Raw genomic sequence first — 18895 nt, forward strand, 5'->3', positions numbered from 1 at the left:
GCCGCGCAAGCTCAGCTGTGGCGCGGCTTGCGGACGGGCCAGTTCAGCGGATCACTTCATACAGTTCCAGTGGCAGCCCATCCGGATCGGCGAAGAAGGTGAAGCGCCGGCCCGTGTATTCATCCACGCGGATGTCTTCCACCACCACGCCACTGGCCTCCAGATCAGCCTTGCTGGCAGCCACGTCGGCCACGGCAAAGGAGAGATGGCGCAGGCCGCAGGCCTCGGGGCGCGAAGGACGGGGCGGCGGTGCAGGGAAGGAAAACAGCTCGATCTGGCTGCCATCGGGCAGGCCCAGGTCCAGCTTCCAGGAATCGCGCGCCTGGCGGTAATGTTCGGCGATCACGCGCAGACCCAGCAGGTCCACATAGAAGGCCTTGGAGACGGCATAGTCGGAACAGATGACGGCCACATGATGAATGCCTTGCAGTTGCATGGAATGCTTTCAGGAAAAGGGTTCAGCCGGGACGGCCTTTGGCACCCGCGCCGTGCTGTGCCAGCCCGGCACAGACCGCGCGCACCTTGTCGCGCAGCCAGCGATGTGCCGGGTCCAGCTCCACGCGCGGATGCCACATCAGCGAGACGATGATGGGAGCGGTCGCGATCGGCAATTCGAACAGATGGATGCCGGACGCGCTGCCATCCTTGCGCGGTGCGCCGGCCGTGGTCAGGAAGGAGCGGGGCACCATGGCCACCAGGTCGGAGTTGCGCACCACCGACAGCGCACCGGGAAAGCTCGGCACCACCGCCACCACCTTGCGCACCAGACCGCGCTCGGCCAGCGCGGCATCGAGCGGACTGGCGCGGTCGCCGCGCGGCGAAGCGCTCACGTGTTCATAGGCGCAATAGCGCTCGGCACTCACGCGCCGCAGGGCCGCCAGCGGATGCCCCACCCGGACTGCGCCCACGAAGCGGTCACGGAACAGGGTCTGCAGGCGCACCTCCGGTCCCATCTCGCTGGCCACGCCGATTTCGAGATCGGCACTGCCTTCACGCAGGGGCAGCGGACTGCGCTCCACCTTGGGCGCGAAGCGCAGGCGCACCAGCGGCGCTTCGCGGGTGACGGCACGGATGAGCGCGGCACCACAGGCTTCGATGAAGCCCTCGTTGGCGCGGATGGTGAAGTCGCGCTCCAGCCGCGCCACATCCAGTTCCGGTACCGACGGACGCAACACCGAGCGCGCTTCATGGACCACGTTGCGCACACGCTCCTGCAGCGCTTCCGCGCAGGGTGTCAGGACCATCTGCCGCCCGGCCCGCACCAGCAACTGGTCGCCGGTCGCCTGGCGCAGGCGCGTCAGGGTGCGGCTCATGGCCGAGGCGCTCAGGCCCAGGCGGCGCGCTGCCCCGGCCACGCTGGCTTCGGCGATGAGGGCATCCAGGGCGATCAGGAGGTTGAGGTCGGTATCGGGCATGGGGGCATCCTAGCATGCGAGGGCTGACATGGCGTCCCGTGCAATGATCCAATGCAAGCCATGCGTCTTCCGCCTTGTCTCGCGGCTGGCTATATTGAAGACCTGATTCGATCTTCCCAAGCGATCCCCATGTCACTCTTTACCGACCTGCCCGGCGACGAAGGCCTGCCGGGCGTGCAGCGCCGCCGCGCCATGCTGGCTGTCATGATGGCCACCACCATGGCCGTGTTCGACGGCACCATCATCAACGTCGCCCTGCCGCAGATCAGCCTGGCCCTGCAGACTTCGGCGGCGGCTTCCGTGTGGGTGGCCAACGCCTACCTGCTGGCCACCGCGATGACGCTGGCCGCGTTTGCGGCCCTGTCCTCACGGCTGGGCTTTCGTACCCAGTTCACGGCCGGGCTCGCCGTGTTTACGCTGGCGTCGCTGGGCTGCGCCCTGTCGCGCTCAGTGGATCTGCTCATCGCCATGCGCGTGCTACAAGGGCTGGGCGGCGCGGCCATGCTGAGCATCGCGCCGGCCATCCATCGCACCGTCTTTCCCAACCGCCTGCTGGGCCGCATCCTTGGCTTGAATGCCGTGCTGGTGGCCGCCAGCACCGCCGTCGGTCCGGTACTGGGCGGCACCTTGCTGGCCGCGCTGGGCTGGGAGTGGATCTTCCTCATCAACGTGCCGCTGGGCATCGTCGCCGTGCTGCTGTCCTGGAGTGCCATTCCGGAAACACGCAAACCGGCCCAGTCACCCTTCGACGTGGCCGGTGCGCTGTGGTCGGCGCTGGCCATGGGTGCCATCATCATGGCCGCCGATACCTGTGCGCGCTTTGCCGAACCGGGGCAGGGCACGCATGCCATGCTGGAGGCGGCAGCCTACGCGCTGGTGGCGCTGCTGGCCGGCACCGCTTTCGTGCGCGGGCAGCGCCGCGTGCCGGAGCCGCTGTTGCCGCTGGACATCTTTGCCAATGCGCGTTTCTCGCTGGCCGCACTGACCTCGCTGGCGTCCTTCGTGGGGCAGGGCATCGCCTTCGTGGCCTTGCCCTTCCTGTTCCAGAACGGCTATGGCTATACCGCGTTTGAATCGGCGGCGCTGTTCACACCCTGGCCGCTGGGCATCGTGCTGGTGGCGCCGCATGCGGGCAAACTGGCGGACCGCCATTCCCCCGCGCTGCTGTCGAGCCTGGGCCTGGCGCTCTTTACGGTCGGCCTGGCTTTGCTGGCGCTGCTGCCCGATCATGCCCAGGCCTGGGACATCGGCTGGCGTGCGCTGGTGTGCGGCATGGGCTTCGGTTTCTTCCAGAGTCCCAACAATCGCGAGATGTTGTCCAACGTTGCCCGCGAACGCAGCTGCAATGCCTCCGGCGTGCTGGCCATCATGCGCACCTTCGGCCAGTGCCTGGGCGCTGCCTTGCTGGGCACGGTCCTGGCGATTTACACCGCCGGTGCCGTCGCGCAAGGGGAAGTGCGCATGAGTGCGGCCCAGGATGGCGAGGCGATTCGTCTCGCACTGTGGATCGCGGTATTGGCCACGGCGCTGGCGACTGCGGTCAGCGCCAGCCGTCTTCGGCGCAAGGCGCAATCGCCCGCCTGATCTGGCCTGGCGGGCCATGGTGCAGAAAACGTCAACGCTCGCCGAGCTCATCAGTGACTGAAATGTACCTAAATTGGTAACTTTTTAGTGAGCCGATAAATCCTCGCTGATTCTCGCTTTGTCCCGGCAGGCAGGAGCATAGACTGGTTCTGCTTGCCGGCGGACTGACTGCAACAGGGCGAACCACAATCACAACAGCGTCCCGCTTCACCCCTCCTCGCCCACTCAAGCGTTCAGGTCCCGCAGTCCTTCCCGGGCAAGCTCCGTCAAACTCTCTCCGGCCTCACCTTCCATCGGCCGGGGGATACCGCAAAAGGGGGCAATACCATGGGCAAGTTGAAAGTCGTGACCAGGCTGGCGTTGGGCTTCGGCCTGATTCTCGTGTTTCTGCTGGGCATCTCCGTACTGGGCATGGCAGGCATGTCGCGCATCAATGATGCACTCACCGACATCACTGCCATCAATAATGCCGAAACCAAGTTGGTTACCGTCTTGCGCAACGCATTGAGTCAGCGCGCCATCGCCATTCGCAATATTGCCTTGCTGGAAGATCAGGAAAGCATGCGCGTGGAGTCGCAGACGCTGGCGCGCCAGGAAAAGATTTACGCCGATGCCTTGCTTGCGCTCGACAAGATGTTCAGCACGGAAGCCGCTACCACCGAGCGCGAGAAGCAGCTGCTGTCGAAGATCAAGGCCGATGAAGCCGCCACCGTGCCGCTGATGGCCAAGGCGCTGCAACTGGGTCTGGACAACAAGCCGGCCGATGCCGTGAAGGTGCTCATCACCGAAGTGCGGCCCAAGCAACTGGCCTGGATCAATTCGCTTACCGAGCTGGCCGATTTTGAAGACCAGCTCAATGAGGAAGCTGCCGCCGATGCACGTACTACCTACGCCTGGCTGCGCACGGTGATGCTGACCGCCGTCGCGCTGGCGCTGCTGGTGGGTATTGCCGCCTCGGCTCTGATTGCGCGCAGCATCCTGCGCCAGCTGGGAGCCGAGCCGTCGGAGGCGCAGGCCATCGCGCGCGAGATTGCCTCGGGCGATCTCACCGCCACGGTGCGCCTGCGGGACGGCGACGGCTCCAGCCTGATGGCTTCCATCGAGCAGATGCGTTACCAGTTGAACGTGATCGCACACGGCATCAAGTCGGCGGCCGAGACCATTTCGGTGGCCAGCGGCCAGATCGCACAGGGCAACTTCGACCTCTCGCAACGTACCGAAGAACAAGCCGCCTCGCTGGAAGAAACCGCCGCCAGCATGGAAGAGCTGACCACCACCGTGCGCCAGAACACCAGCCACGCCGCCGAGGCGCTGCGCCTGTCGGGTGGTGCGGCCGAGACGGCAGCCACCGGCAGCGAAGCCTTCGATCGCGTGGTCTCGACCATGGACAAGATCTCGGCCAGCTCGGGCAAGATGGCCGACATCATCGGCGTGATTGAAGGCATCGCCTTCCAGACCAATATCCTCGCCCTCAACGCAGCGGTGGAAGCGGCCCGTGCCGGTGAGCAGGGGCGCGGCTTTGCGGTGGTCGCCTCGGAAGTGCGCTCGCTGGCGCAGCGCAGTGCGGTGGCGTCCAAGGAGATCAAGGACCTGATCGGGGAATCGATGGCGCATGTTGGCGCTGGCTCGCAACTGGTGGCCAGCGCCGGTCAGCAGATGAGCGGCATCGTGGCCTCGGTGCAGCGCTTCGGCGAGATCATGAACGAGATCGCCACCGCGACCCAGGAACAGGGCAGCGGCATCGAGCAGATCAACACGGCCATCGTGCAGATGGATCAGGTGACCCAGCAGAATGCGGCGCTGGTGGAAGAAGCCAGTGCGGCAGCGCAGTCACTGTCGCAACAGGCCAGTGGCTTGCTGAAGGTGGTGTCGATCTTCAAGATCCGCCAGGATGCCTCGACCATGCCCGGCAGTGGCCATGCATCGCCTGCTGCACCGGGCTTGCAGGGCGCGCCGCTGGCGGCCCTGCACTGAGACTGGCTGCGCGAAGCAGCTGCAGGCCGGCGCTTGCCGGCCCAGCGAGCCTCAGCCCTGGCCGCCGTCTTCCTCGTCTTCGTCCTTGGGGACGAAGACCATGCCGGTCTTGGCGTTGTAATCCATGAGACCGGCATAGCGGCCCCAGGCGATCATGGTCTCGAAAGTCTTTTCGGGATTGTCGTAGGGCAGGGCGCTGCCGATGTCCTTCAAGACGCGCTCGGCCTCGATTTCTTCCGCTTCGCCCAGCACCGCCAGGATGATGTGGAACAGGCGCAGCTTGTAGACCTGCTCGGCGAAGATGGCGCGCTGTCCCTTGCGGTCGGCGGCCACGAAGCGGCGGCCGAGGTCGGTCAGGTAGACCTCCTGCTTGGGCGTATCCACCAGTTCCAGGATTTCGGCGGCCTTCACGGTGCCGATGGTCTCGCCGAACTCCTTGCCGATCTCGTCCGAGATGTCGTAGATGTTGTTCAGTTCCGGCTCGTCGTGCAGCAGGCTCATCAGGCCCAGGATCTGGCCCACCGGGATCAGCGGGATGGATTCCATGCGCTTGCGTCCGCGCGAGATCGGTTCGCCCGGCACGTGTACTTCCGGCGGCAGGTCGGGCAGGGAGAGCGTGGTGATGGCTTCGTGGATGATGTTGACCAGGCGCTGGAATTCCGGGCTCTTGGAGTCGCGCGGATAGGGCAGCGGATTCTCCAGCACCAGGCCCAGGCGGCCCGGACGCGGGAACACCACCACGATGCGGGTGGCCATTTCCACCGCTTCCTCGATGTTGTGGGTGACCATGAAGATGGAGGTCAGGCCGCTGTCCGGGGCACGCCACAGGCTGATCAATTCCTGGCGCAGGTTCTCTGCGGTCAGCACGTCCAGCGCGCTGAAGGCTTCGTCCAGGCACAGCAGTTTGGGCTTGGACACCAGCGCGCGCGCAATGCCCACGCGCTGGCGCATGCCGCCCGAGAGCTCACGCGGATAGGCGCTGTGGTAGTTGCCCAGGCCGATCAGTTCGATGGCGCGGTCCACTGCCGCATCACGTTCCTCGCGGGTCGGGTTGTGCGACATCAGGCCCACGGCCACGTTCTGTTCCACCGTCAGCCACGGGTAGAGCGCGAAGGTCTGGAACACCACCGAGGCATCGCGATTGACGCCATAGAGCGGCTTGCCGGCGGCCATGGTGTGGCCCGAGCTGGGTTCGACCAGGCCGGTCAGGCAGCGCAGGATGGTGGACTTGCCCGAGCCGGACTGGCCCAGCAGGGCCAGCAGTTCGCCTTCGTGGACGGCCAGGTCGATGTTGTCCAGCACCTTGAGCTCGTGGCCGCCGGCGGTGTTGTAGGATTTGCTGACGGCGCACAGTTCAGCGACGGCGGGACGTTGTTGCGGAGAAGTCATGGTCATGGCGTGGCTCAAGGTCAATCGAGGCGGAAACGGCGTTCGGCGAAGGCATACAGGCGACGCCAGACAAACTTGTTCATCAACACGACGAACATCGACATCACGCCGATGCTGGCGATGATGAGGGGCGTGTCACCGGATTTGGTGACTGCCGAAATATAAGCACCCAGGCCATCGGCCTTGAGCGAGACATCGCCCCAGCTGGCCAGCTCGGCCACGATGGAGGCATTCCATGCGCCACCGGCGGCGGTACAGGCACCGGTCACCCAGAACGGGAAGATGGCCGGCAGGATCAGGGTCTTCCACAAATTCCAGCGCGACAGGCCATACATGCGGGCGGCTTCCTTCAGGTCATTGGGAATGGCCATGGCACCGGCGATGACGTTGAAGAGGATGTACCACTGCGTGCCCATGGCGATCAACAGGATGCTGCCCCAGTTCATGCTGACGTTGGCGGCCACGAACCAGCCCACCACCAGCGGGAAGGTCATGTTGACCGGGAAGGACGCGCCGATCTGCGCCAGCGGCTGGGCGAAGCGGGCGATGTGCGGCTTGGAGCCGATCCACACGCCCACCGGGGTCCAGATCAGGGTGGCAATCACGGTCATGGCCAGCACCCGCAGCATGGTCAGGAAACCCAGCCAGACGATGTGGCCGAACAGGCTCCAGCTCATGGCCCCGTGCAAGGCATCGATGGCGGCCACCAGTCCGCGCAGGGCTTCGAAGATCAGCAGGCCGCAGATCGCGCCGGTGATGACGCGCTTGGTCCAGCGCTCACGGGTGATGCGGGCCGGCGTGGGCGCGGCCGAGGTGGCCGGACGACGGCGCGCCAGCCAGTCGCCCAGCGGCAGCCACAGTTTTTCATCAAGCCAGGTAAAGACGTAGGAGCCGCGCAGCAGGTCATACACCCACGAGGTCGGCGGCGAGGTCGATTCGGTCAGTTCGATCTTGAACTTGTCGGCCCAGGCCAGCAGCGGCCGCCAGACCAACTGGTCGCTCACCAGGATCAGCGCCAGCATGGCGATGACCGCCCACAGTGCCGCCGTATGGTCGCCCTGGTCGATGGCCTGTGCCATGTAGGAACCGAGGCCGGGCAGCTTCAGGTCCTTGTTCATGACGCTGATGGCTTCGCTCTGCGCCACGAAGAACCAGCCGCCGCCGAAGGACATCATCGAGTTCCAGATCAGGCTGTGCGCCGAAGCCGGCAGCTCGACCGTGCGAAAGCGTTGCCACGCGGTGAGGCGGTAGGTGGAAGCGGCTTCCTGCATGTCGGTCGGGATGGTGACCATGGAGTGATAGAAGCCGAAGGCCATGTTCCACACCTGGCCGGTGAAGATGGCGAAGATGGCCGCGCATTCCACGCCCATCAGGCTGCCCGGGAACAGTGCCATGAAGCCGGCCACGGTGGCCGAGAGGAAGCCCAGCACCGGCACCGATTGCAGGATGTCCAGCGCCGGCAGGATCAGGGCACGCGCGCGGCGGCTCTTGGCGGCCAGGTAGCCGGTGCCGATGGCGAAGAATAACGAAAACGCGAAGGCGATCCACATGCGCAGCAGCGTGCGGCCGGCGTAATAGGGGATCATGGCGGGCGAGCTGTCGACTTCGAGCTGGTCGGACGGATCGAAGTGCACCAGCATGCCCTTGCCGAAGTGCAGGGCGCTCCACAGCAGGCCGAACAGCACCGCCAGCACCAGCGCATCGATCCAGCCGAAGCCAGGCTTGACTTCTTCATAGGCCGTCAGTTGCGGCGAGGTGGTCTTCATTGTCATGGCGGCGAGGCTGGATGGCGGTGTTGGCGGTAAGTGCGGTTGTGGCGGTGTTGGCTTGGCAAGGCATGGTCAGGCGCGCCGAGACCGGTCGTGCACGATCCATTCATGACCGATCCGTCAGCCCCCGGGACCGGCGCGTCACTGTATCAAGGAATTCTGACAGTTTCTTGACCAGCATGTCATCGAGGTCCGGATTCGTGTAAAGAACCACGATCAGGTTGTTGCAAAGTAGATACTTTGTATATACGTGGTCATTGACTTGAAATGGGAGGTTTATACAATGTATCTACATCATGGAGAGAAATTATGGAACTATCGATTCAGAAATGGGGCAACAGCGCCGCTGTTCGGCTGTCGACTGAATTCCTGAGCCTGCTGAACGTAAAGCTCGGTGACAAGCTGACCGTTGATATCCGTCCAGAGGGTGCGTTGCTCAAGCCCAAGCGGCACGTCTATGCGCTGGAAGAGCTCGTAGCTCAATGCGATCTGGATGCGGCCGAACCCGAAGACATGGGCGCTTGGCGTAAGTTGAAGCCAGTGGGACGGGAAAAATGGTAAGGCGCGTCAAGTTTGACCGCGGCGATATCGTGGTCGTCAACCTTGAGCCGACTGAGGGGAGGGAGCAGAGAGGTGAGCATCGACCGGCTCTGGTGTTGTCGACCTCAGTATTCAACGTCATGGGAACGGCACTGATTGCTCCGATTACTCAGGGAGGAGATTTTGCGCGTCACGCTGGTTTTGCCGTCACCTTGAGCGGAGCAGCGACCAGGACTCAGGGCGCTGCGCTGGTCAACCAGATTCGCATGCTGGATCTGGAGGCGCGTGGCGCAAAGAAAGTGGAAACCGCTCCAGATTTCGTCATCGACGATGCGCTGGCACGGCTGCAGGCAATACTTGACTGAGGTGGAAGCGGTTCTTGCTTTTGCTTGAGCCGCTTCCATCTTCAGTTCCATGCCGCTGGCTGTAGGTACCGTTGAATTCAGTGTTTATCAGATTTTCGCGGGATCATCGTCCACATCGTCAAGCCGCTGAGCAACAGCAATCCCGCCAGGATATACAGCGCGATATCGATATTGCCGGTCCGCGTCTTGACCAGGCCGATCAGCCAGGGACTGACGATGCCGCTGGTGATGCCCACGCTGGAGATGAAGGCGATCCCGGGCGCGATGGTCTGGGACGGCAGCAGGCCCGGCGGCAGCGACCAGAAGATCGGCAGGGCCGCAAAGATCAGCACCGCCGCCACCGACAGCAGCCCCAGCGACACCGCAAAGCTCGACGGATGCAGCGTCAGCGCCGCCAGTGCCAGCGCACCGCCGGTGGTACATACCAGGAAGTGGCCGTGACGTTCATTGCGGCGATCCGAGCGGCGCGCGATCAGGATCAGGCCGATGGCGCCGATGGCGTTGGGGATCACGGTGTAGAGCGAGACCTGCACCACATCCTTGATGCCGAAGTCGCGGATCATCAGCGGCATCCAGAAGTTCAGCGTGAGCGAGCCGCAGGTCAGCGCAAAGTAGATGAAGGCGAACAGGTAGGTCGGCCGATGCGACAGCGCCTGCTTGAGCGCCGTCAGCGAGTGGGCGCTCACGTGATGCGTGCGCAGTGCTTCCTGGCTCTGGCGGTTCTGCAGGAAGCTGCGTTCTTCCGGCGTGAGCCAGGTGGCCTGCGCCGGTCCGTCGGCCAGCAGGAAGATCACCAGCACCCCCAGTACCACCGCCGGTGCGCCCTCGATGGCAAACATCCACTGCCAGCCATAGAGGCCCATCACGCCCGCCATGTCACGCATGATCCAGCCCGAGACCAGTCCGCCCAACACGCCCGCTACCGCCACCCCGGCAAAGAAGATCGCCATCACCGCCGCGCGGCGGCGTGCCGGGAACCAGTAGCTGAGATACAGCACGATGCCGGGAAAGAATCCTGCCTCGAATACGCCGAGCAGGAAGCGCAAGACATAGAAATGCGTCGCGTCGCTGACGGCCATCATGCCCACCGACGCCAGGCCCCACAGCACCATGATGCGCGAAAAGGTGCGGCGTGCGCCGAAGCGGGCCAGCAGCATGTTGCTGGGCACCTCGCACAGGACATAGCCGACATAGAAAACCGCCGCGCCGAGGCCATACATGGCGTCGCTGAAGCCAAGGTCCTGCTTCATCTGCAACTGGGCGAAGCCGATGTTGATGCGGTCCAGGAAGGACACCACATAGCAGATGAAAAGAAAGGGAATGATGCGCAGCCAGACCTTGCGATAGATCGCGTCTTCGGCCGCCACGCTCAGCTTGATTGCGGAAGGGGCGGCCAGCGTGCCGGCACCCGGGGATGGGGTCATCATGAAAGTCTCCGTTGAACAGGCACCTGTGGCGGTGCTCTTGTGGATGTCGATGAAAGAGGTGGGTCGCTCAGGCTGCTTCGGCCAGCGCAGCCGATGCTGCCGGGTCCACCCCGGCACGCGCGCGCTGCATGGCTTCGATCAGCACCTCGTGGCCGCCGATGTGATTGGCCAGCAGCAGGATCAGGCGGGCATTGACGTCCTGGCTGGTGGCGTCGTCCAGGCCGCGATGCATCTCGATCAGGGCTTCATAGAAGTCGTCCGGACGCGTCAGGTTGGGGGCGGTATTGAGGCTCATGCTCGTCTCCTTGTTGAAAGTGTTGTCAGGTCATGCAAAGGGATCAGGCCGCGTCCAGCACCGTGGCCGGCTGCGCAGCGGGCGCGTGGCCGGTGGCGCGCTGCAGGGCCTGCGCCAGCGCCGCCGCATCGACCGTGCGCCAGCGTGCGCAGACGTGCTGGTCGGGGCGGATCAGGTAGCAGGTATGCGGCTGGCCGTCGTAGCGTTGCGCCACCAGGCCCTCGATGTCCTGTACCTGCACGGCACCGTCTCCCAGTGCCGAGAGCACGGTGTGGTCTTCCGCACTCGCCTGCGCGCCGCTGACGAACAGCAGGCGCAGCGGCAGGCTGCCTTCGGTCAGCCGCACCAGCGCCGGCAGCAGCGCGGCAGAGAGGGAGGCCGGCGGGGCAAAGATCATCGCCACGAACTGGTCGCCCAGATGCGGCAGCAGCCAGCCGGGTATGGTGTCGGTCAGCACCGGCGCATCGGTGCAAGGGGCGCCGGCTTGCATCGCGCCGTGGAAAGGCGCGCTGTCGGCGCTGCTCAGGGGCGAGCCGTGCAGCGTGGCCGGCAACGAGAGACGTCCGCTGTTGACCAGCCTGCGCGCGAAGGCATGCTCGCGCGCCAGCGCCAGTACGGCATCGCGGAAGCAGCGGCTGACCGCACTCTTGGGCGTGATGAAGTCAGTGGAGCGGGTGGAGTTGAGCAGGTTCTCGTCAGCGGCGAATTCACGCTCGCTGGCATAGCTGTCCAGCAGGCTGTCGGGGGCCTTGCCCTGCAGGACGAAGGCCAGCTTCCAGGCCAGGTTCTCGGCATCCTGTACGCCGCTGTTGGCACCGCGCGCGCCGAACGGCGAGACGCAATGCGCGGCATCGCCCACGAACAGCACCCGGCCATGGCGGAAGCGGTCCATGCGCACGCAGGAGAAGGTGTAGACGCTCACCCATTCCAGCGTGAACTGAGCGTCCTTGCCCAGCAGCGCCTGCACGCGCGGGATCACGCGTTCGGGCGTTCTCTCCAGCACCGGATCGGCATCCCATCCGAGCTGGAAATCGATGCGCCAGACATCATCGGGCTGGCGATGCAGCAGTACCGACTGGTTGGGATGGAAGGGCGGATCGAACCAGAACCAGCGCTCGGCCGGGAAGGGGGCCGCCATCTTGACGTCGGCGATGAGGAAGCGGTCGCGGAAGGTATGGCCCACGCTCTCCAGCCCCATCATCTTGCGCAGCGGACTGCGCGAGCCATCGGCGGCCACCACGTAGCGCGCCTTGAGCAGATAGCTGCCTTCGGGAGTCTCCACCGTCAGCGCCTCGTGATCGGCATGATGGGCAATGGCGCTGACCCGGCTCTTCCAGCGCAGCTCGATCAGGCTGTGCTGTCGCGCCTGCTCCAGCAGATAGCCTTCCACGTAGTACTGCTGCAGATTGATGAAGGCCGGGCGCGCATGGCCGCATTCGGGCAAGAGATCGAACTCGTAGATGGCCTCCTCGCGCAGGAAGACCTTGCCCCGGTTCCATCCCACCCCCTTGTCCACCATGCGCTGGCCGCAGCCGATGCGGTCAAAGATGTCCAGCGTTCGCTTGGCAAAGCAGATCGCACGCGAGCCGGTGGAGAGGGTGTCGTCGTCATCCACCAGCACCACGCGGATGCCCTGGCGGGCCAGGTCGATGGCGGTCACCAGTCCGACCGGACCGGCCCCGATCACCACCACCGGATGCAAGGCCGCATCGGCGGGACGGGTTTGTTCGAGGCAGGGCTGGTACATGAAACGTTGCTGCTGGTAATCGATGGCTGGGGTGGAATGCATGATGTCTCCTCGCTGTCCTTTCTCTTCTGTGTTCTGGCGCGGGCAAATCGGGTCAGGCCTGCAGTGCGGCCCACATTTCCTTGTCGCGTTCGGCAGTCCAGATGCGCGGATGGCTGATGCCGGACGCCTCGTCATAGGCACGCGTGACATCGAAGGGCAGGCAGTGCTCATAGATGAAGACTTGCCCGAATTTGGGATCCATCAGCTGGCGCGTGTGGGCCATGGCTTCCTTCAGGCCCATCTTCCCGGCCACCGCTTCGCGCCCGGCACGCAGCAGCGTGGACACGAAATCCTTGGTGTAGGCGATGCCCTGCGCCACCTGTTCGCGCCCTCGCAGCGCCGGTCCGCGTCCCGGCACCAGGGCTTCGGGTTGCAGCGCGACCAGCGCATCGAGCGTGGCTGGCCAAGGTTCGAGCTGGGCGTCGCCGCAGTAGCAGGCGGCGTCGTATTCCACCAGGTCACCCGAGAACAGCACCTTCTGACCGGGGATCCACACCACCGTGTCGCCCTTGGTGTGGCCCGGCCCGAGATGGGCGATCTTCACTTCGAGGCTGCCCATGAAGATCGTCATTTCCTTCTCGAACACCATGGTCGGCCAGGTCAGGCCCGGCACCGTTTCTACACCCGCGAACAGGCGCGGGAAGCGTTCGATCTCGGACTTCATGTCGGCCTCGCCGCGCTCGACGATCATCTCGTAGGTGCCGCGGCTGGCGATGACCTGCTCGCCGCCCTCCTTGAAGTAGGCCGAGGCGCCCAGCACGCGCACGGCGTGGTAGTGCGTCAGCACCACGTACTTGATGGGCAGCTCGGTGATACTGCGGATGCGTGCGATCAGATCCTGCGCCATGGCGGGGGTGGCGGTGGTGTCGATGACCATCACGCTGTCGTCGCCGATGATGACGCCGGAGTTGGGATCGCCCTCGGCGGTGTACGCGTAGGCGTTTTCCGAGATGCGTTCAAAGGTGATCTTCTTGGCGTCGAGATCCGCCTGGGATGCAAAAGCCTTGGCCATGTCTGCCTCGTTCAGTGTCGATGGGTTGGAGACGTGGCTGGACATGGCTTGCGCCATCAAGGGAGGTCTCCGTCCAACCCGTCATGGATCAATGCAGGTCAAATCTTGTTGTTGTTGCCTGTGGTGAGCAGGGTGATGGCATCTTAGTTAGCGCCATTTGATTAGTCAATGGCAAATATGCTTGTTGACGATTAATTGACGTTTTCTGCACCAAGGCTTGTTTGTGCTGCGCTGCACGTGAGTTGGATTAAAATCCAGGCTCCCGTGCCATGGGGCAGGAAGCGCGCTGGCGTGACCGTTGTGCCACATTGGCCGCATTGCAAATCGTCAACCTGGAAACATCGGATGAGTGCATCCCCCGTCAAGACACAACGTGGCATCCAGAGCGTGGAAGTGGCCGGGCGTCTGCTGCAGGCGCTGGCAGCAGCGCGCCAGCCCTTGCCGCTGGTGGCGCTGGCAGCTGCCGCCGAGCTGTCCTCGGCACAAGCCCATACCTATCTGGTGAGCCTGCTGCGGCTGGGCCTGATCAAGCGCACCCCCGGCGATGGCCACTACGAACCCGGCCCGCTGGCCTTGCGCCTGGGCATGGCGCGGCTGGCGCAGGAGCCGGCCTATCGGCTGGCCTTGCCGCAGGTGCAGCAGCTGAGCCAGGAGACTGGCCTGAGCGTGGCCATCACGCTGCCTACCCCGGCCGGCCCGACCATCGTGCATTACGCCCATGCCGGCAAACCGCTGCATGTGAACCTGCATGTGGGAACCGTCATGGCCCTGTCGGAAACCGCCACCGGACGCACCTATTGCGCCTTCGTTGCGCCCGCGCACTGGCACGCGTTGTGGGAAGTGCAGCATCCGGGCCAGCCGAAGAGCCGCTTCAGGCAATTTCAGGAAGAACTCGATGGCATCCGCAAGCGGGCCATGGAGCGCGCCGTCGACCTGCCCAGTCCGGGCGTGACCAGTCTGTGCATGCCCTTGCTGGATGGCCAGCAGCAGTTGCTGCTGCTGGTCACCGTGATCGGTTCCAGCGGCGTGATCGATGCCGGCTGGCGCGGCACGGTGGCGCGCCAGTTGCGGCTCTGCATCGATGCCATCGCGGCCACGCTGGCCGAGGCTTCGGCAGCCGCAGAGGAGGCGGCATGAAGCGCACCCGTTCCGCAGCCGAACCGGAGGACAACGATCAGGACGGCACCCGCAGCCAGCGTGGCATCCAGTCGCTCGACAGCACCGGTGCCTTGCTCGATGCCTTGCTGCAAACCGCTCGTCCGCTGCCGCTGGGCGATCTGGCCCGCCTGGCCGGGATGCCGGCGGCCAAGGCCTTTCCGCATCTGGTGAGCCTGCAGAAGATCGGCATGCTGGCGCGCGACGCGCAGGGCAATTTCTTTCCCGGGGCATTGGCGCTCGACCTCGGATTGGCGGCGCTGCAGCGCCTCTCGCCCTTGCGCGAAGCCGAGGCCGAAGTGGCTACCCTGGTGCAGGCCACCGGCCTGTCAGTCGCGCTGGCGGTGTTTGGTCCGCTGGGGCCGACGGTGGTGCGGCTGGAGGAATCGTCACGGCCGCAGCATGTGAGCCTGCGCATCGGTACGGTGCTGTCGATGGTGCACACCGCCATCGGGCGCGTGTGCGCGGCGCACTTGCCGCCGGACATGCTGGCCGGTGCGCTGGCGATGGACCCGATCCGCATGGAAGGGGCCCAGCCCGACAGCGTCAGCCATCCAGACGGCAGCCTGCGGCATGACTACGCCGAGCGCCTGCGGCAGATTCGCACACTGTCCCTGGACCAGGCACTGGGCCGCCCGGTGCCGGGCATCCATACGCTGGCCGCGCCGGTTTTCAATCACGCCGGACAACTGGCGCTGGTGATGGCCGTCATGGGCAGCAGCGGCAGTTTCGATACCGCAGCCGACGGCGTGGTGGCACGCCTGCTACGGGCGGCGGCGCATAACGTATCGTGGCGCTTGGGTGCGTTTGCACAAGCATCGCCGCAGGCGAGCGGTCAGGGCGGTGAGAACGATGAGAACGATGGGAACGGCCAGAGCGATCGCAACGATTAATCATTCATAATTATTTATATCATTTGGTAATTGCTCGGCCTTGGTGCGGCTTTCCAGGATGTCCTGCACCCTCCGTGCCAGCATGTCCATCTTGAACGGCTTGGTCATCAACTGCATGCCGGCGGGCAGGTGGCCATTGCCGACGGCGGCGTTTTCCGCATAGCCGGTGATGAAGAGCACCTGCAATCCGGGCCGTGCCGCCCGCGCTGCATCGGCCACCTGGCGGCCATTGAGTCCGCCCGGCAGGCCGACATCGGTGATGAGCAGGTCGATGCGCGCCGCCGAGTGCAGGATGCGCAGTGCCGACGGGCCATCCTCCGCCTGCAGGGTGACGTAGCCGGCCTCGTTGAGCACCTCGGCCACCAGCAGGCGGATCGGGGCTTCGTCGTCCACCACCAGCACCACTTCGCCACTGCCGGCGGCCGCCGGGGCCAGGGCCGGTTCGGCTTCCTCGGTGTCCGCATTCTGCTGGTGGCGGGGCAGGTAGATCGAGACCGTGCTGCCTTGTCCGACTTCCGAATACAGGCGCACCTGGCCACCGGACTGGCGCGCGAAGCCATAGACCATCGACAGGCCCAGGCCGGTGCCTTCACCGATCGGCTTGGTGGTGAAGAAGGGATCGAAGGCGCGCGCCAGCACATCCGGCGGCATGCCGCTGCCGTTATCGGTCACCGAGACGCAGACATACTGGCCCGCCGGCAAATCGCGCTCCTGCGCCCATTTGTCATCCAGCCACTTGTTGGCGGTCTCGATGGTCAGGCGTCCACCGTCGGGCATGGCATCACGGGCATTGATGCACAGGTTGAGCAGCGCGCTTTCCAGTTGCGGACCATCGACGAAGGTCGGCCACAGGGAAACGGCCGTGACCACCTCCAGCGTGATGGCCGGGCCGATGGTGCGGCGGATCAGTTCTTCCATGCCGCCGATCAGGGCGTTGACGTTGGTGGGACGCGGATCCAGCGTCTGCCGCCGCGCAAAGGCCAGCAGCCGCTGCGTGAGCGAGGCGGCCCGTTGCGCGCTGCGCGCGGCCAGGTCGATGTAGCGGAACAGCTCGTCGCCTCGTCCCTGTACCAGGCGTACGCGCATCAGGTCGAGGCTGCCGGTGATGCCGCCGAGCAGGTTGTTGAAGTCATGCGCGAGTCCGCCGGTCAACTGGCCGATGGCTTCGATCTTCTGGGAGTGGCGCAGCGCCTCCTCGGTAGCCATCAATTCTTTGGTACGGGCGCTGACCTCCGCTTCCAGCGACTCGTTGATTTCGCGCAGGCGCGCTTCGCTGGCCGCCAGCGCCTGCTGGTTGCGGATGCGTTCGAAGGCGGCGCGGGTCTGTTCGCTGACTTCGCGCACGATGGCCAGCTCGTTGTCGGTCCAGGTGCGCGGCACGTTGCTGCTGACATGAACGATGCCGACCAGTTTTTCGTGGTCGAGCAGCGGCACGTCCATGTACGACGCCACTCCGCAGGCTAGATGCTCCTGCCGCAGCGTGGCGGTGCGCGCATCAGTACTGACGTCAGCGACCAGCATCACGCTGCCGCTGCGCACGGTCTGCGCGACGCGTCGCTCGTCATGCAAGGCCAGGGAGGCGACGGCGCTGTCGTCCTGATGGAAGCTCCATTGGCCCAGTTCCTCGACCTGCTGCGCAGGCCCCAGCGATTTGTAGCTGACCCAGCGTGCGGTCAGCGCATCGCCGATGATCTGGGCGGCGGCGCTGGCGATGTCGCCCAGGGAGCCGGCCGAGCGAATCGCTTCGGCCAGCCGGAACAGGGCGTGCTGGCGCGCCTCGCTGTTCTTGCGTTCGGTCACGTCGCGGGTGGTGCCGGCCACGGCCTCGACCTCGCCGTCAGGCCCGAGCACGGGGAAGATGATGTAGTCATAGATGCGGCGGCCGAAGGTCCCGTTGAAGGGGACGTCGCCCCGCACCGGGCGCTTGGTGGCACGCACCTGTTCGATCTCGCGGCTGTGCATCTCGGCGTGCCAGGGCTCGTAGCCGAGCTCCAGGCAGTTCTTGCCGATGGCTTCATCCCAGGTCTTGCCCCACATCTGCAGCAAGACGCGGTTGGCGTAGGTGAAACGGTGATTGAGATCCCACGCATAGGCCAGGTCGGGCGTGGTGGAGAGGAAGGATTCATAGAAGCGCCGTCGTCGTTCGGACTCACGCGTGAGGCAGGCCAGTTCGGCGATGGCTTCCTTCTGCACATGGATGTCGGTGGAGGTGCCGTACCAGTGCAGGATCCGCCCGCTCCCGGCCTCCAGCTGCGGTTTGCCGCGCGTGAGGAACCAGCGGTATTGCCCGCGGGCATCGGCGATGCGGTGTTCGATGGCGACTTCCAGGCCGGCGCTGCGTGCGTGTTGCCAGGCCGCCATGGTGTCCGCCCGGTCCTCGGGATGGATGTGGCGCGCGATCATGGTGTCGAGGCTGGCCAGCCCTTCGTGCAGCGCCTCTCCGGTGTACTGGTGCCACTGGTCATTGATGAATTCCAGCACGCCTGCGTCATTGGTGATCCAGACGATCTGGGGAATCGCGCCGGTCATGAGGCGGAAGCGCGTCTCGCTCTCGTGCAGCTTGCGGTCGGCGCGTTGCTGGTGGACCTGCAGGGACTCGCGCCGTCCGGCCCGCAGGCTGACCGCCACGCCCTGCGCCTGCGGCGTGCAGATTACCTCATACGATTGCGTCTGCCCGGCGGGGGTGTAGAGGCACTGGCGGCTCTGGCCATCGGCCAGGGTGGCGCGCAGGGCCTCTTCCAGCAGGCTGCCCGCCAGTGCCGGCCAGACCTGCCACAGCACGGCACCCGCCGTCGCTTCGCCCGACCCCGGCGATGAGCCCAGCAGCGCCCGCGCAGCGTCGTCCGCATACACCACGCGCCAGTGCGCATCGAGCGCAAGATAGGCGGCCGGGTAGCGGGCCGGCGGCGTGGCGGGGAGGAGGGCAACGGCTGATCCGGCGGCAGGCGGCAAGGAATCAGCGCGAGAAAAATGCTCGGACATGGCGGACCTTGATTTCTGTGGTCGCCCGATTGTAGATGAGCCTTTGTGAGGATGCTGTAGGACAAGCGGCTGACTTGCAGGCCGCTGGCTCCGAAAATGCGATCACGCTCTTCCTTGGCGCTGACCCATGGCTGCACGCGGAACGCAGCGTTCCGGCATGCGTGACAAAGTCGCCTCATCGGCCGGAAAGCGGGGTTACATCAGGCTTTTCCTGAGTTTGCCGGGTTCCGCTCCCGCCTATAATCGAAGCCCGGACGACAAATGGTTGCATCGCTGACGCCGACCCTTGCGGCTCCTTTGGCTGCG

At 65.0% G+C, this 18895-nt stretch carries 15 protein-coding genes; 6 read left to right on the forward strand and 9 right to left on the reverse strand.

Going from position 1 to position 18895, the window contains the following annotated elements; all coding sequences use genetic code 11:
* Nucleotides 1-43 precede the first annotated feature (43 nt).
* Both JOD78_RS10670 and JOD78_RS10675 read right to left on the reverse strand, forming a co-directional pair.
* The gene (locus JOD78_RS10670) at nucleotides 44-436 is read right to left on the reverse strand and encodes a VOC family protein (RefSeq protein ID WP_121042860.1); all 393 of its coding nucleotides are present in this window, start codon (nucleotides 434-436) and stop codon (nucleotides 44-46) included.
* Between the two features lie 22 nt (nucleotides 437-458).
* Nucleotides 459-1415 (reverse strand): LysR family transcriptional regulator, encoded by a 957-nt coding sequence (locus tag JOD78_RS10675; protein ID WP_134135565.1) that lies wholly within the window; start codon nucleotides 1413-1415, stop codon nucleotides 459-461.
* Nucleotides 1416-1544: 129 nt separating this feature from the next.
* On the opposite strand from JOD78_RS10675, the gene JOD78_RS10680 reads away from it, so the two are divergent.
* Both JOD78_RS10680 and JOD78_RS10685 read left to right on the forward strand, forming a co-directional pair.
* Entirely contained in the window at nucleotides 1545-2999 is a 1455-nt protein-coding gene (locus JOD78_RS10680; protein ID WP_204726106.1) for an MFS transporter, read from the forward strand.
* Nucleotides 3000-3326: 327 nt separating this feature from the next.
* A complete protein-coding gene (locus JOD78_RS10685) occupies nucleotides 3327-4973 on the forward strand; it encodes a methyl-accepting chemotaxis protein (protein ID WP_121042866.1) in 1647 nt (548 codons plus the stop codon).
* 51 nt (nucleotides 4974-5024) lie between these two features.
* Here the strand turns inward: JOD78_RS10685 and JOD78_RS10690 are convergent, their stop codons facing one another.
* Together JOD78_RS10690 and JOD78_RS10695 are read right to left on the reverse strand one after the other, a co-directional pair.
* Nucleotides 5025-6368 carry a nitrate/sulfonate/bicarbonate ABC transporter ATP-binding protein gene (locus JOD78_RS10690; RefSeq protein WP_121042868.1) on the reverse strand — a complete coding sequence of 448 codons (1344 nt, stop codon included), beginning with the start codon at nucleotides 6366-6368 and terminating at the stop codon, nucleotides 5025-5027.
* A gap of 14 nt (nucleotides 6369-6382) precedes the next feature.
* Complete coding sequence (locus JOD78_RS10695) at nucleotides 6383-8134, reverse strand: ABC transporter permease subunit (protein WP_232729764.1); 1752 nt, start codon at nucleotides 8132-8134, stop codon at nucleotides 6383-6385.
* 306 nt (nucleotides 8135-8440) lie between these two features.
* On the opposite strand from JOD78_RS10695, the gene JOD78_RS10700 reads away from it, so the two are divergent.
* Entirely contained in the window at nucleotides 8441-8692 is a 252-nt protein-coding gene (locus JOD78_RS10700; RefSeq protein ID WP_204726104.1) for a PbsX family transcriptional regulator, read from the forward strand.
* The gene (locus JOD78_RS10705; RefSeq protein ID WP_204726103.1) at nucleotides 8686-9036 is read left to right on the forward strand and encodes a type II toxin-antitoxin system ChpB family toxin; all 351 of its coding nucleotides are present in this window, start codon (nucleotides 8686-8688) and stop codon (nucleotides 9034-9036) included. The genes JOD78_RS10700 and JOD78_RS10705 overlap by 7 nt, the downstream gene beginning before the upstream one ends.
* Nucleotides 9037-9113: 77 nt before the next feature.
* Here JOD78_RS10705 and JOD78_RS10710 read toward each other — a convergent pair whose 3' ends face one another.
* The 4 genes from JOD78_RS10710 to JOD78_RS10725 form a co-directional block, all read right to left on the reverse strand.
* The gene (locus JOD78_RS10710) at nucleotides 9114-10463 is read right to left on the reverse strand and encodes an MFS transporter (protein WP_204726102.1); all 1350 of its coding nucleotides are present in this window, start codon (nucleotides 10461-10463) and stop codon (nucleotides 9114-9116) included.
* A 67-nt stretch (nucleotides 10464-10530) separates the two neighbouring features.
* Nucleotides 10531-10758, reverse strand: a complete 228-nt coding sequence (locus tag JOD78_RS10715) for a DUF2783 domain-containing protein (protein WP_121042872.1) — start codon at nucleotides 10756-10758, stop codon at nucleotides 10531-10533.
* Nucleotides 10759-10801: 43 nt separating this feature from the next.
* Nucleotides 10802-12547, reverse strand: coding sequence for an FAD-dependent oxidoreductase (locus JOD78_RS10720; protein WP_121042873.1), 1746 nt, complete (start codon nucleotides 12545-12547; stop codon nucleotides 10802-10804).
* Between the two features lie 52 nt (nucleotides 12548-12599).
* Nucleotides 12600-13559, reverse strand: coding sequence for an MBL fold metallo-hydrolase (locus tag JOD78_RS10725; RefSeq protein ID WP_121043092.1), 960 nt, complete (start codon nucleotides 13557-13559; stop codon nucleotides 12600-12602).
* Nucleotides 13560-13904: 345 nt separating this feature from the next.
* Between JOD78_RS10725 and JOD78_RS10730 the strand changes: the two genes are divergently transcribed.
* Nucleotides 13905-14696 carry a helix-turn-helix domain-containing protein gene (locus tag JOD78_RS10730; protein ID WP_121042875.1) on the forward strand — a complete coding sequence of 264 codons (792 nt, stop codon included), beginning with the start codon at nucleotides 13905-13907 and terminating at the stop codon, nucleotides 14694-14696.
* Nucleotides 14693-15607, forward strand: a complete 915-nt coding sequence (locus tag JOD78_RS10735; RefSeq protein WP_209568104.1) for an IclR family transcriptional regulator — start codon at nucleotides 14693-14695, stop codon at nucleotides 15605-15607. Before JOD78_RS10730 ends, JOD78_RS10735 begins: the two co-directional genes overlap by 4 nt.
* On the opposite strand, the gene JOD78_RS10740 is transcribed toward JOD78_RS10735, so the two are convergent.
* On the reverse strand, nucleotides 15608-18589 hold the full coding sequence (locus tag JOD78_RS10740) for a PAS domain-containing protein (RefSeq protein WP_209568102.1): 2982 nt from the start codon (nucleotides 18587-18589) through the stop codon (nucleotides 15608-15610).
* Between the last annotated feature and the right edge of the window lie 306 nt (nucleotides 18590-18895).

The organism is Herbaspirillum sp. 1130, from assembly GCF_017833835.1.
Taxonomy (GTDB): Bacteria; Pseudomonadota; Gammaproteobacteria; order Burkholderiales; family Burkholderiaceae_D; genus Herbaspirillum; species Herbaspirillum huttiense.

What these genes read in the sequence shown, in the direction of transcription:
- JOD78_RS10670 (WP_121042860.1), bottom strand. Translation starts at nt 436, where the DNA reads ATGCAACTGCAAGGCATTCATCATGTGGCCGTCATCTGTTCCGACTAT.
- JOD78_RS10675 (WP_134135565.1), bottom strand. Translation starts at nt 1,415, where the DNA reads ATGCCCGATACCGACCTCAACCTCCTGATCGCCCTGGATGCCCTCATC.
- JOD78_RS10680 (WP_204726106.1), top strand. Translation starts at nt 1,545, where the DNA reads ATGTCACTCTTTACCGACCTGCCCGGCGACGAAGGCCTGCCGGGCGTG.
- JOD78_RS10685 (WP_121042866.1), top strand. Translation starts at nt 3,327, where the DNA reads ATGGGCAAGTTGAAAGTCGTGACCAGGCTGGCGTTGGGCTTCGGCCTG.
- JOD78_RS10690 (WP_121042868.1), bottom strand. Translation starts at nt 6,368, where the DNA reads ATGACCATGACTTCTCCGCAACAACGTCCCGCCGTCGCTGAACTGTGC.
- JOD78_RS10695 (WP_232729764.1), bottom strand. Translation starts at nt 8,134, where the DNA reads ATGACAATGAAGACCACCTCGCCGCAACTGACGGCCTATGAAGAAGTC.
- JOD78_RS10700 (WP_204726104.1), top strand. Translation starts at nt 8,441, where the DNA reads ATGGAACTATCGATTCAGAAATGGGGCAACAGCGCCGCTGTTCGGCTG.
- JOD78_RS10705 (WP_204726103.1), top strand. Translation starts at nt 8,686, where the DNA reads ATGGTAAGGCGCGTCAAGTTTGACCGCGGCGATATCGTGGTCGTCAAC.
- JOD78_RS10710 (WP_204726102.1), bottom strand. Translation starts at nt 10,463, where the DNA reads ATGATGACCCCATCCCCGGGTGCCGGCACGCTGGCCGCCCCTTCCGCA.
- JOD78_RS10715 (WP_121042872.1), bottom strand. Translation starts at nt 10,758, where the DNA reads ATGAGCCTCAATACCGCCCCCAACCTGACGCGTCCGGACGACTTCTAT.
- JOD78_RS10720 (WP_121042873.1), bottom strand. Translation starts at nt 12,547, where the DNA reads ATGCATTCCACCCCAGCCATCGATTACCAGCAGCAACGTTTCATGTAC.
- JOD78_RS10725 (WP_121043092.1), bottom strand. Translation starts at nt 13,559, where the DNA reads ATGGCCAAGGCTTTTGCATCCCAGGCGGATCTCGACGCCAAGAAGATC.
- JOD78_RS10730 (WP_121042875.1), top strand. Translation starts at nt 13,905, where the DNA reads ATGAGTGCATCCCCCGTCAAGACACAACGTGGCATCCAGAGCGTGGAA.
- JOD78_RS10735 (WP_209568104.1), top strand. Translation starts at nt 14,693, where the DNA reads ATGAAGCGCACCCGTTCCGCAGCCGAACCGGAGGACAACGATCAGGAC.
- JOD78_RS10740 (WP_209568102.1), bottom strand. Translation starts at nt 18,589, where the DNA reads ATGTCCGAGCATTTTTCTCGCGCTGATTCCTTGCCGCCTGCCGCCGGA.